Source organism: Dysgonomonas sp. GY617 (assembly GCF_015233815.1).
Classification (GTDB): domain Bacteria; phylum Bacteroidota; class Bacteroidia; order Bacteroidales; family Dysgonomonadaceae; genus Dysgonomonas_A.
The window spans coordinates 32,404-46,019 of record NZ_JADCLR010000003.1 but is presented as its reverse complement, the minus strand read 5'-3'; the positions used below and the strand labels follow the sequence as shown (position 1 = coordinate 46,019).

The following is a 13,616-nucleotide window of genomic DNA, read 5'->3' as shown; positions in this document are numbered from 1 at the left end:
TTCAATTAATTTGACTCTAAAAGAGATTTTCCAGCTTTTTGACCTAGTAATTCAACTATTTTTTTTATTTGTAATGATGAATATTCAGTTTCATGAGGTGTAACAAATTTAGAAATTTCATTTGCATAATGGCTATCTTTCATTAACAAATCCACCTTTTCTGCTACTGCTTCATTAACCCGAGATATTAAATCACTTAAAACATTCATATAATTAATATATGCATCGTAAGGGCTTGAGTAGACACTCTTAAATCTGCGAGAAGCAGCATCCGACATCCATTTGGTACACATATAATAATAATGGTCACTATCTTGTAAACGTTCCCAATCTTGTGTTAATGAGGCATCATCTACAAAACGAACTTTCTCGCCTAAATCGCAGAGGGATGTAAAAGCATCATTTTGTAAATCGTTACCAAGCCATATACTTAAATCCCGCTCTTCTTCCGACCACGAAATAGGATAAGGTACATGCACTGGTCCTACGGGTTTATGTTTCTTAATAACTTCCGAAGGTGTAAGGAATTCAAATTTATCATGACTAAATACCTCTTTGGGTAAGTAGCGCATGAATTCAAATATTCCTGTAGCGCGCGAGTGACGATTTCCGAATGTAATATAATCCATGAAAAGATTTACAACCTCTTCATTTTCATTAACAACATCCAGCCAATTTACAAACTTCTCGCTTGTTACAGGCCATTCGCTCCAACTTCTATCCGAAAAACGATAAGCAATATCATCACTCAAATGGAAATTACGGAGTAATACATTTAAATCGGGATTGTTGACATTACTATACACATAATTAGGACTCTTCCATCCTAGCACATGTTTAGCTCCTTCCGTTACAATAGCTTTAAAACCTAGATTAGCAACTCTTTCTCCAATTTGGTCAGAGTACATAAGTCCTGTGAGACGAGCAGTAACAGGCTCTTGATTAAAATATTTCTTAATCGTTGCAGCTTGTTTCTTCAACTGACGTTCCAATTCCTTTTCATCTTTCAAAAAAGCCAGAGAGTGTGCATAAGTTTCACATATAAATTCAACAGAACCTGTTGCAGCCAATTCTTTAAAACTATCTAACACCTGAGGTGCGTATTGTTCTAATTGTTCTATAGTTTCGCCCGTAATAGAGAACGCTACTTTAAATTTGCTACCATGTTCTTTAATGATATCTAATAGCACTTTATTCATTGGAAGATAACACTGTTCTACTATTTTATTCAAATAGTTTCGGATATTGAATTCATCGTAATACTGATGAGAATTTCCTATATCAAAAAAGCGATATCTTCTTAATTGAAAGGGTAAGTGTATTTGAAAATAAAAGCATAAAGTTTTTTTCATGACTAATTATGTATGTCTGTTATATTTTGCGTTTTTTTTAATCGTTGTATTCATCTAAGCATATAGTGTTCACTTCTATATGAATACAAATCCTAAACTATATTATCCTAAATTAGAGTCTGCTAACATCTTTTCGTACACTTCTTTTACTCTTATCGCACTATCATCCCAATTCAAAGAATTAACTTCTTCGGTGCCTCTTACCTTGAGTGTATCTGTTAAAGTTGGATATGCCAAAAGACCATACATGGCATCTGCTAAAGCATCTATATCCCAAAAATTAACTTTCATCGCATGTTCTAATACTTCCGCCACTCCAGATTGATTTGATATAATGACTGGAACTCCCGTGCGCATAGCTTCCAATGGAGATATACCAAAGGGTTCGGATACTGATGGCATCACATATACATCGCTTTGAGCATACATTTGATTTACATCATCACCTGTAAGAAAACCTGTAAATGAAAATTTAGACCCTATACGCAATTTAGCTACACGCTGTACCATTTTGTTCATCATATCGCCACTACCAGCCATTACAAAACGAACATTCGGATAACGTTTTAACACCTTACTTGCAGCCTCTATAAAATATTCAGGTCCTTTCTGATAAGTAATACGCCCCAAGAAAGTAATAACTTTCTCTTTAACAGCCTTCTTTACCTCAATCTCCTTACGTCCCGAAAAATCCACAGCATTATGTACTGCAAATACACGAGACTTATCTATTCCATATCGGTTAATAACGATATTGCGAGTAAGATTACTTACGGCTACTACGGCGTCAGCTTGTTCCATTCCCAGACGTTCCAGATCATAAACCACTCGGTTTACATTCTCGCCACTTCGATCAAATTCAGTAGCATGCACATGCACTACCAAAGGTTTTCCTGAGATTTTTTTCGCAACTATACCTGCTAGATAAGTAAGCCAATCATGAGCATGAATTACATCAAAATCATTTTCTCTGGCTATTTTAGAAGCAACGTAAGCATAGTTTCTTACTTCTTCCATCAAATTAGTACCATACTTTCCCGAAAATGGAAATTTACCTCCTAAGTGAGTAAAAGATCGTTGACCTCCTCCATTTTCAGTTTCGGTTACATATTGTTCGTATTCTTCCAAACCTAAATACGGGATAAGACCTGAGCTGACAGGTAGAAAACTTACATTCTGCCAAAAATCATCCACATAAGATGTCGTTATTGGCATCTCAACATCACTAGCATTGATTATTTTTCCAATACTAGAATCTTCATCACCTACAGCCTTGGGCATAACAAATAAGACCTCGACACCTTGTTGTGCCAAACCTTTTGTCAATCCATAACAGGCAGTTCCTAGCCCTCCCGATATATGAGGAGGAAACTCCCAACCAAACATTAATACTTTCATATTATATCATAGCATTTAGGTTGTTCATATTATTTTTTGTCTTGTTTTTTGTGTTGTTCTATCATTTGCATAATACGAAGCACCTCGCTTACACTCCAAGCTTGCGAAATGCTTCCTCCGGCATGGTGAGGCGGATTACCGTCATAAACTTCGGCTATACTACAAATTCCATAATCGGTCATATCTTCTTCAAAATGCTCAACAATCCATTTTGCATCACCATAAAAGGCATCACCATAAAGTTTGAAGTTAGCTTCTATATAATGGCTTAATTGCCACACCCATACTGTACCTTGATGATAAGCCAAATCTCGCGTTCTTTGATCGCCACTGTATATTCCTTTATAATCGGGATGTCCGGGTGATAATGTTCTCAAGCCTTTAAGGGTTAATAACTCTCTCTTGATCACATTCAATACATGACTTTTAATCTCGTCATTAATAGGGCTATATGGTAATGATGTTGCTATAACCTGATTGGAACGAATATCCAGATTCTGACCATTCTCATCTACATAATCAGCCAAATATCCTAAATCTTCATTCCAGAATGTTGAAACATAGCTCTCTTGTATACGATTAGCCAGATCTTTCCAATCTTTGGTAAACTCTTTATCTCCGTTCGCCTCAGCCAATTCTATTGTAAATTGAATGGCGTTGTACCACAAAGCATTTATTTCAACCGCATAGCCTCTACGAGGCGTAACAGGCCCCTCTGCAACTACCGCATCCATCCATGTTAGAGCTTTACCTTCTTGTCCAGCCCAGATAAGTCCGTTTTCATGCATAAGGATATGCTCATTTACTCCTGATCTGAAAGCAGACAATACCGATTTCATTTTCTCACCATATGATTTCCAGATAGCCTTTTTATCATTTATTGCCTCTGCATATTTCTGAATAGCCCAGAAATACCACATAGGAGCATCTACCGAGTTGTAAGCTGCATGATCACTCTTTCCGATATTAGGGAAAAGCCCGTTGTTCACTTCTCCTGACATTGTATCTAGCACACCTTTGCAACTCTCTAAGTCGTAATTAGCAGCTAAAGTAAGTCCAGGTAAAGCTATAAATGTATCACGCCCCCAACGTCCAAACCAAGGGTAACCGGCTATAACCTCCATATCGTTACCTTGCTGAACTATAAATTGAGTCGCTGAATTTTTCAAACAATTGAGGAAACTATCTTTTGGCTGACGCGATGCAACTCCTTTATCGAAAGCATCTGCTAACGTCTTCACTTTTTCTTCTTTTAATGAAGCTGAAAAAAGAATACTTTCTCCTTTCTTTATTGGCATTTCGAGGTATCCGGGAGTAAATAAATCCTCTTGAAATTCATAACCTCTTTCTTTCTCTTCCGAATATTCGATATTATAGTACCAATCGGGATTTTCTACAAATTCATTCTTTTTACTCAACTGCATGTTAAGAATTGGAAATCCATCGTATAATCTCGAAGCGATACCATTTTCGATATGATCTGTATCTGTATTAACAAATAAGTTTGCTTTACTTAGTTTATGTCTGTTTCTGAAGGCTAGAAAAGGTCTTAAACGTAATTTTGTGTCAGAGTGAGCTTCTAATAGAGTGTATTTTATAAGTATACGATCTGCATTGTGTTCCATCAGGAATTCTTTCTTGAGGACTACACCTCCTACACGATACACCAGAGTTGGTGTCGGCTCAAACTCAAAGTCAATAATATATTTGTGCCCACGAGGATTATATATACCTCCTGGATACTGATGTATCCCCAAATTGAATGACTTATCGTGCTGTATCACTGTTTCATCCAAAGACGACAGCAATACATAACTTTCGCCATTGAATTTCTCAATGGGACAAACTAATAGACCGTGGTATTTACGAGTATTACAACCTACGATAGTTGTACTCATATAAGCACCTGCTCTGTTAGTACTCAAAATCTCTCGATGCAATGAATATTGTAGATTAACTAATTCATCTTTATTAAAATTAAGATAGCTCATAGTATATAATAGTGTTTTGTTTAGTAATGCGAAATGACAAAAAGTAAACACATCCTAAATTTAAGAATTTTCTTAATTAAAATCTTAAAATCTAGAATGTTTTATAACATTTTATCGAAATGTACATAACCTATATCAAGACCAAAAAAATTCAGCCTCAAACAATCTTGAGCAAATTGATTACTCTAGTTAATTATAACACTTCAAATATCATTATTGTTTTTGCAAACGTCGTCTGAATTCTGTACAAATTATAGCAGTTGCAATTGCTACATTTAAAGACTCGGATGTTTCTCTGTCTTGGGGATAATTGGGGATGAAAAGTTTGTTTGTAATAAGTGTTTCTATCTCTGCGCTGATACCATTGCCCTCATTTCCCATGACAATAATACCCGTTTGTGTTAATTCTTGTTCGTACATATTATCACCATCCAAAAAAGTGCCGTAAAGAGAGATTCCTTCTGTATTTTTCAAATATGCATATAAATCTACATAATGGACTTTAACTCTCGCTAAAGCTCCCATAGTAGCTTGTACAACCTTAGGATTATAAATATCAACAGTATCAGTAGAGCATATTATATTTTCAATGCCATACCAATCGGCCAATCTTATTATCGTACCAAAATTTCCGGGATCTTGAATACAATCTAAAGCTAAACTTAACTGTTCTTTCAAATCTTCTTTATCAAGAGCATACTGTGGCTGATAAAATACAGCTAAAGCTTGTTGTGGATTTTTTAAAAAGCTGGCTCTGGATAGTTCAGATTTGGATACCTCTATAATTTCGTCTATATTGGCTTGTTGAATAAAATTTGATTGAATAAAATCGGGAGTCGCAATTAGTAATTGACATTTCATCACGTTTAATAATTCGGCTACCATTTTATCCCCTTCCACAACAAAAGTTCCATGCTCTTCGCGAGACTTTTTATCTTTCAGAGATTGTATATATTTTATTTTATTCTTACTTAAATTCATTCAACTATGATAACCAACATTATTTAATAATTCTTTGTTAGGCAAATCTACAAAAAAGATACAATTATATCCTAAATTTGTCGTTTTTTAAACAATCAATAGTCTCTTAAGGTCACAAACCTTATTCTTACTTTGGCAAGTAAATAATTAGAGGCAGTTATAATTATAAAATGTAACAATATTATTTATTGTTATAATGTTACCTATACATACAGATAAATGAAACTCAGACCTCAGAATATAATTTTCATAATAGGCACTTTATTAATATTGGGCTATTCTTGTAGCTCTACCAAATATGTCCCCGACAACGAATATTTACTCGATGTAGCCACTGTAAAAGTGGATGCAAAAGATGTTTCGTTTTTTGATTTAGAGCCCTATGTGAAACAAAAAGCCAATTTCAAAACATTTGAAGTATTTAAGTTCCCTTTATTTATGTATAATCTATCAGGGCGAGACTCTACCAAGTGGTACAATAGAGCTTTAAAGAATGGAGGAGAACCTCCCGTTTTGTATGATAGTACACAAGTAGAGCCAACAATAGTAAACCTTGAGAGAATAATGAATAACAAAGGATATCTACAAGCAGAAGTAGCTCCTAAGGTTATACAAAAAGACAAAAAAGCAAAAGTAATATATGAAGTAAAATCCGGAGAACCTTCTAGCATCGAAAGCTATACTATAAATGTAAGTGACACAGTATTTTCTCCCGAAGTCATAGATAAATCATTTCTGTCTAACAGACGAAGAAGAGCACAATCAACCTTAGACTCTACCCAAATAAGCTTAAACAAATACTTAAGCAGAGGAAACCTCCTAAAAGAAGGAGATAGATTCGACTTAGATCTACTAGATGAAGAACGTAACCGCATCACCTCTATTTTGAAAAGAAATGGCTACATGGCTTTCAATAAAGAATATATAGGCTTTGTGGCTGATACTTTAGAGAAAAAAAACAAAGTAGATTTAGAACTTATCATTTATCCCTTTACTCAACGTATCGGCAATAACGAATCAATAGAAGTACCTCATCGCCAATACTATGTAGGTAAAATAGATATATATGTTGATTATGATCCTATTGCAGATGGTGACATAAGCAATTATAACGCCACAGATACTGTAACCAGAGGAAAATACAAGATATATTATGGCACACGAGGTAAATATATAAAGCCTTTTGTAATTTTAGATAATTGCTATATCCAACCTCAGGCATTATATAATGAGAATCAGGTTTCAATGACTTACAATTCATTGTCGCAACTACATATTCTTAAAAATGTAAATATCAAATACGAAGAATATTTAGAGAATGATTCAACCAAACTCAGATGTATTATAACCGCAGTGCCTGATAAAAGACAAGGTATATCTGCGGAAGTAGAAGGAACAAATTCAGCCGGTTTTTTTGGTGTTGGTGCTAGCTTAGGCTATGTACATCGAAACGCCTTTAAAGGCTCAGAGGTATTCAATGCTAAAATATTAGGTTCGTACGAGGCGGTTACACCTAACTTCTCGAGCTTCAAAGACAATTATTTTGAAATAGGTGGAGAAACATCACTAACATTCCCTCGGTTTCTATTTCCATTCTTAGATCACGATCTAAGGCGTAGGCTACGAGCGTCAACACAAGTAGTCTCAAGCTATACATACCAACGCCGTCCAAACTACTTTACAAGAACGGTTTTTTCTACCGGAGTAAAGTATATATGGGAAAACAGAAATAATAACACTGTACGTCACACTCTTGATCTTGTAGAGATAAGTTATGCTCATATACCTCACCTAGATCCTAGATTCGAAAATACGTTATCGCCCAATGCCAAGCTATATAGTTTTACTGATCAGTTTATACTAGCCACAGGATACACTTACTATAAAACGAATAGTATAGTTCCGGGAATCATCGCTTCAAACCGAAGAAATACCAACAGATCTACATATTCATTAAGAGCATCTATCGAGACAGCAGGTAATGCACTCGCACTGGCAGCTGCATTAGCTAACGTAAAGAAAGATCCTGAGACCGGATCGAGAAAAGTATTTGACACGTTCTTTGCTCAATATATACGTGGGAATTTTGATTATAGCAAATCGATACGTATTGATGAGAAAAATGCTTTTGCTTGGCGATTAGGTGGCGGTATAGCCTATGCGTATGGTAATAACACACAAGTGCCTTTCGAGAAACGTTTCTTCTCTGGAGGAGCTAATAGTGTAAGAGGATGGGCTGCCCGTGAATTAGGTCCCGGAGCATTTTATCGTGCTGATGCCAATTTCAATGATCAATCAGGAGACATCAGATTTGATGCAAACATTGAATACCGAAGCAAAGTATTCTGGAAACTCGAATTAGCTACGTTTCTGGATGCCGGAAATATATGGACTGTAAGAGGGAGCGATCGTCAAGAAAAAGGAGAATTTAAAGTAAATAGCTTCTACAAACAGATTGCATATGCTTGGGGAATGGGGGTAAGACTCGATCTCGAATTTGTAATCATTCGTCTCGATTGTGGGTGGAAACTATATAATCCGGCTGATATTCCTAATTATAGAATGGATGATAGTGGATATCAAGTAGTAGATGGTTATCAATCGAAATGGTCTATCTTAAAACCTCTTAAATTCAGGGAAAATACAGCTTGGCATATAGCTGTAGGATATCCATTCTAATGTATCAGACTTCCCTTGTGAATAAAATAATATAGGGTATTTGTTACAACTAAAACCAGTGTAATAAATAACCTATATCACTTAATTACCTATTTTTCTTCTAACAAATCAGGCCTAAGCAGTTTAGTTCTGGCTATGGCTTGCTTCAACTTCCACTCGTCTATTTTAGCTTCATGACCAGATAGTAATATATCGGGAACTTTCCAACCTTTATATTCTGCAGGGCGTGTGTAAACGGGTGGAGCGAGTAGATTATCTTGAAATGAATCGGATAAAGCCGATTGCTCATCGCCGATAGCCCCCGGAATTAACCGAACTATTGCATCCGTTATGATAGCTGCAGCAAGTTCGCCTCCAGTAAGGACATAGTCTCCTATTGAGATTTCTTTAGTTATGAGGTATTCTCTGATTCTATAATCTATACCTTTATAATGACCACAAAGGATAATTATATTTTCGAAAGACGACATTCTATTTGCCATCTTCTGATCGAAGCGCTCACCATCGGGCGATGTAAAGATTACTTCATCATACGATCTTTGGCTTTTTAAAAGAGATATAATATTATCAATAGGTTCAATTTGCATCACCATTCCGGCTTCTCCACCAAAAGGGTAATCATCAACCCGATGATGTTTATCTGACGAATAATCACGAAGGTTATGAATTTGTATTTCGACAAGTTCTTTATCTTGTGCTCTTTTTAGGATAGAACAATTCATTGCTCCTTCGAGCATTTGTGGAAGTACGGTTATAATGTCTACTCTCATTCTTGTATCTGTAATGTTAGAGGGATTGAGCCCAATCTCTTTTCATAAGACAAAAATAATCAAAAATAAACGATTATACGCTATATGTAATTGGAGTGTATTCGTACAAAGGGCTTCGACCCTCAGTATTGGTTCGTCGTAAGTTAGTGTGTATATATTTTATTAAATATCAATTACTGGGATTTACCCTTAATTTTACCCATCATTTTATTGAGACGAAGTCTTATTACACCATAAAAAGCTTCTCCGAAAATGCCTGCATTCATTTTCGATTCGCCTAAAACACGATTGACAAAAATAATAGATACTTCTTTCAACTTAAAGCCTAAAGTATAAGCAGTGTATTTCATTTCAATCTGGAAAGCATATCCTTTAAATCGAATTTTATCTAAGTCTATAAACTCTAATACATTTCTCTTATAGCAAACAAAACCTGCTGTCGCATCATGTATATCCATTCCAGTCACCAGTTTTACATACTTCGATGCATAAAACGACATGATAACCCTTCCCATAGGCCAATTTACGACATTAACTCCGGTAGAATATCGTGAACCGATTGCCATCTCTGCACCATCTATCGCACACGCATTATAGAGATGTATCAAATCATTCGGGTCGTGCGAAAAATCAGCATCCATTTCAAAAACGTACTGATAATCGCGAGCCAAAGCCCATTTAAAACCTGCAATATAGGCAGTACCCAACCCTTGCTTACCCTTTCGTTCGAGTAAGAATAACAAATCAGAATACTTTTCCTGCAATCGCTTAACAATAGCAGCCGTACCATCAGGAGAACCGTCATCGACTACCAGAATATGAAAAGATTTCGAAAGAGAAAACACCGTTTCGATCATTTTTTCGATATTCTCTTTTTCGTTATACGTTGGAATAATAACAATAGAATCCGACATCACATTATATTTTTACCCAAAATTAGCTATTCCATAATTCAGTTTATGCATAGATTCTCCGATTTTTAAACATTTTTCATCAAAAAGTTGTGATTTCTCTTTTATTCACATCTATATTGCTGCTATCTTCAATTATTATTACCTTTGTAGGCATAAAACAACTCTATTTTGGAATCGATTTCTCCTCTCCATCTTTTCGATGGACATAAAAGCATAAAAGCGATATCAAGCACCCTAAATAAAGACAAAAACTTACATATAAAAGGCTTACTTGGCTCTTCATGGTCAGTTTTTGTGTCAGCTTTATTCAATCAAAAAAAGGGGCAATATCTATACATATTAGATGATCTTGAGACGGCCGGATATTTTTATCACGACCTCAATCAGCTATTAGGATCAAAAGATGTACTTTTTTTCCCTTCTGCATACAAAAGGGCAATTAAGTATGGACAATCTGATCCAGCAAATGCCATACTCAGAACCGAAGTTTTGAGCCGATTGCAAGGAGAAAATACGCCACTTATTATAGTTACGTATCCCGAAGCTATAGCTGAGAAGGTAGTATCGAAAGATACGCTTAAAGAAAATACTTTGCGAATTGCAGTAGGTGAGAAAATCGATTCGGCATTCGTTTCAGAAGTTCTCGATTCCTATGGTTTCGAATACACTGAATATGTATATGAACCCGGCCAGTATGCAATTAGAGGAAGTATTCTCGACGTTTTTTCGTACTCCAGCGAATACCCTTTTCGCATTGATTTCTTTGGAGACGAAGTAGAGACCATACGACGTTTTGATATCGAAAGTCAATTATCAAAAGAACAACTGACATCTATACAAGTTATACCCGAAATGTCTAAAGCCAGCCAGCTTCAAGACTCGTTATTGAGCCTTCTACCTGCTGAGACGGTGATCGGATTTAAGGATTATTCTTGGATACAAGGACGCCTAAATTCGATATATGAAGACAGTGCTATATTAGACAACCCCGAATACGAAGCCGATGTCCAATCGAAATTAATATCCGAGCCACTCTTTACAAGCGAACTTGTGAAGTTTAAGCAAATGCAATTCGGAAATACTTGCTCTGGAGTTCCCGATGCTTCTTTTGAATATAATACTGCATTACAACCTATTTACCATAAAAATTTCGATTTAGTCAGCAAAAGTTTGCACGAATTTATAGCACAAGGATATACAATCTATATTCTGAGCGATAGCATGAAGCAAATAGAGCGTCTGAAAACAATTTTTGAAGACCGGGGCGATAAGATACCATTGGTACCTATAAACAAAACCTTACATGAAGGTTTTTACGACCAGACTCTAAAGATATGTTGTTTTACCGATCATCAGATATTCGATCGTTTCCATAAATACAACCTAAAATCAGACAATGCTCGTACCGGTAAGATTGCATTAAGCCTAAAGGAATTAAAGCAATTGCAGGTTGGCGATTTTGTTGTTCATAACGATCATGGAGTCGGTAAATTCGGAGGACTTGTAAGACTCATTGTAAACGAGAAGCTACAAGAACATATCAAAATATCGTATCTGAATAATGATGCCATATTTGTTCCTATCCATTCTTTATACAAGATCTCTAAATATCGAGGAAAAGATGGAGAACCTCCACGCCTAAACAAATTAGGCTCGGGAGCATGGCAAAAGATGAAGGAAAACACGAAAAAACGTCTTAAAGACATTGCTCGTGATCTAATTGTCCTTTATTCGAAACGTAATGAAGAAGAAGGCTTCAAGTTTTCTCCTGATACCTTTATGCAAACCGAGTTGGAAGCTTCGTTTGTATACGAAGATACTCCCGACCAGATAACTGCTACGGCTGATGTAAAAAAAGACATGGAAAACCATCGTCCTATGGACAGACTTATCTGTGGGGACGTAGGTTTTGGGAAAACAGAGGTTGCTATCAGAGCAGCTTTTAAAGCTGTTGCTGATAACAAGCAAGTAGCAGTTCTTGTGCCTACTACAGTATTAGCAACTCAACATTTCCATACTTTCAGAGATCGCTTAAAAGATTTTCCTTGTAAGGTAGATTACATAAGCAGGGCACGTAAACCGGCAGCTGTAAAAGAATTGCTGGATAAACTTAAAAAAGGCGAAATAGACATACTTATCGGTACACACCGTATTGTCAATAAAGATATTCAATTCAAAGATTTAGGATTGCTAATCATAGATGAAGAGCAAAAATTTGGAGTATCTGTTAAAGAGAAACTAAAACAGATGAAGTCTAATGTTGATACATTGACTATGACTGCAACACCTATCCCCAGAACGCTTCAATTCTCATTGATGGGTGCTCGCGACCTTTCCACTATAACAACTCCCCCACCCAACCGATACCCTACTCAAACGGAAGTACATACTTTCGATGCTCAAATCATAGCAGAAGCTATCAACTTTGAAATGAGTAGAAATGGACAGGTGTTTTTCTTGAATAATAGAATCAACAATCTTCCCGAAATAGAAGCAACTATCCGCAAAGGCGTTCCCGATGCACGTATTGCAGTTGCACACGGGCAAATGCCTCCTGCTAAACTAGAGGAAATAATCACTGACTTTGTAGATTATGAGTTTGATGTACTGATTGCAACATCTATCATAGAATCGGGTATAGATATACCTAATGCCAATACGATAATAATAAATAATGCTCAACGATTTGGTCTGAGCGATTTACACCAATTGCGTGGACGTGTTGGTCGAGGTAATCGCAAAGCTTTTTGTTACCTGCTCGCTCCTCCATTGGATAGCTTAACTATTGAGGCTAAGCGAAGATTACAAGCAATAGAGAACTTTGCTGAATTGGGTAGTGGAATACATATCGCTATGCAAGATTTGGACATAAGAGGTGCAGGAAATCTTTTAGGTGCAGAGCAAAGTGGTTTTATTGCCGACTTAGGTTACGAAGCATATCAAAAGATATTGACCGAAGCCGTTACTGAATTGAAAAATAACGAGTTTGCAGAACTATATCACGAAAGTAAAGACGGAGAGAAAAACAAAGGTGATAACTTTGTGGATGATGTGGTTATTGATAGTGATCTAGAGCTTCTGTTCCCTCCTATTTATATCCCCAACGATTCGGAGCGTATATCTATTTACAGTACTCTAAATAATTTAGAGAAAGAGGAAGAGATAACCGAGTTTGTGAAAATGCTGAAAGACCGTTTTGGTGAAATACCTCAAGAAGGTCAGGATTTAATAGGCGTAATTAGAATCCGTAGAATAGCCAAATATCTAAGTATAGAGAAAGTAATTTTGAAAAAAGGACAGATGCTATTATATCTGGTTTCGAACCCTGACTCCCTATATTATCAATCTCAAGCTTTCGATAAGTTACTGAGCTATGTACAAGGTCATCATCGAGACTGTCAATTAAGAGAGAATCACGGAAAACGATCTATTATTATCAAGCATATCGACAATGTAGAGAAAGCATACAATGTTTTGAATAATATTTATTTACAAGAATAAAAAGTGGGCAGATGTTTTGCTACATCTGCC

Annotated in this window: 8 protein-coding genes; 2 read left to right on the top strand and 6 right to left on the bottom strand. The window is 36.1% G+C overall.

The annotated features are described in order from the left end of the window. Positions 1–5: 5 nt before the first annotated feature. The 4 genes from IR022_RS04540 to IR022_RS04525 form a co-directional block, all read right to left on the bottom strand. Positions 6–1,352: a glycoside hydrolase family 57 protein gene (locus IR022_RS04540; protein WP_194202784.1), complete on the bottom strand. Its 1,347-nt coding sequence runs from the start codon at positions 1,350–1,352 to the stop codon at positions 6–8. Positions 1,353–1,454: 102 nt separating this feature from the next. Next, positions 1,455–2,750 carry a glycosyltransferase family 4 protein gene (locus IR022_RS04535; protein ID WP_194202783.1) on the bottom strand — a complete coding sequence of 432 codons (1,296 nt, stop codon included), beginning with the start codon at positions 2,748–2,750 and terminating at the stop codon, positions 1,455–1,457. A gap of 29 nt (positions 2,751–2,779) precedes the next feature. Further along, entirely contained in the window at positions 2,780–4,741 is a 1,962-nt protein-coding gene (locus IR022_RS04530) for an amylo-alpha-1,6-glucosidase (protein ID WP_194202782.1), read from the bottom strand. A gap of 213 nt (positions 4,742–4,954) precedes the next feature. Beyond that, positions 4,955–5,722, bottom strand: coding sequence for an RNA methyltransferase (locus tag IR022_RS04525; RefSeq protein ID WP_194202781.1), 768 nt, complete (start codon positions 5,720–5,722; stop codon positions 4,955–4,957). Between the two features lie 219 nt (positions 5,723–5,941). Here IR022_RS04525 and IR022_RS04520 point away from each other — a divergent pair, with 219 nt between their 5' ends. Then, the gene (locus tag IR022_RS04520) at positions 5,942–8,401 is read left to right on the top strand and encodes a BamA/TamA family outer membrane protein (protein WP_194202780.1); all 2,460 of its coding nucleotides are present in this window, start codon (positions 5,942–5,944) and stop codon (positions 8,399–8,401) included. A gap of 89 nt (positions 8,402–8,490) precedes the next feature. On the opposite strand, the gene trmD is transcribed toward IR022_RS04520, so the two are convergent. Together trmD and IR022_RS04510 are read right to left on the bottom strand one after the other, a co-directional pair. After that, positions 8,491–9,171 carry a tRNA (guanosine(37)-N1)-methyltransferase TrmD gene (gene trmD, locus IR022_RS04515; protein ID WP_194202779.1) on the bottom strand — a complete coding sequence of 227 codons (681 nt, stop codon included), beginning with the start codon at positions 9,169–9,171 and terminating at the stop codon, positions 8,491–8,493. Between the two features lie 173 nt (positions 9,172–9,344). Beyond that, positions 9,345–10,085, bottom strand: a complete 741-nt coding sequence (locus IR022_RS04510) for a polyprenol monophosphomannose synthase (protein ID WP_194202778.1) — start codon at positions 10,083–10,085, stop codon at positions 9,345–9,347. 168 nt (positions 10,086–10,253) lie between these two features. Here IR022_RS04510 and mfd point away from each other — a divergent pair, with 168 nt between their 5' ends. Continuing rightward, a complete protein-coding gene (gene mfd, locus IR022_RS04505; RefSeq protein WP_199330265.1) occupies positions 10,254–13,586 on the top strand; it encodes a transcription-repair coupling factor in 3,333 nt (1,110 codons plus the stop codon). Positions 13,587–13,616: the final 30 nt, after the last annotated feature.

Excerpts from the sequence above, each read along its gene's own strand:
- IR022_RS04540 (WP_194202784.1), bottom strand. The coding sequence starts at position 1,352 with ATGAAAAAAACTTTATGCTTTTATTTTCAAATACACTTACCCTTTCAA.
- IR022_RS04535 (WP_194202783.1), bottom strand. The coding sequence starts at position 2,750 with ATGAAAGTATTAATGTTTGGTTGGGAGTTTCCTCCTCATATATCGGGA.
- IR022_RS04530 (WP_194202782.1), bottom strand. The coding sequence starts at position 4,741 with ATGAGCTATCTTAATTTTAATAAAGATGAATTAGTTAATCTACAATAT.
- IR022_RS04525 (WP_194202781.1), bottom strand. The coding sequence starts at position 5,722 with ATGAATTTAAGTAAGAATAAAATAAAATATATACAATCTCTGAAAGAT.
- IR022_RS04520 (WP_194202780.1), top strand. The coding sequence starts at position 5,942 with ATGAAACTCAGACCTCAGAATATAATTTTCATAATAGGCACTTTATTA.
- trmD (WP_194202779.1), bottom strand. The coding sequence starts at position 9,171 with ATGAGAGTAGACATTATAACCGTACTTCCACAAATGCTCGAAGGAGCA.
- IR022_RS04510 (WP_194202778.1), bottom strand. The coding sequence starts at position 10,085 with ATGTCGGATTCTATTGTTATTATTCCAACGTATAACGAAAAAGAGAAT.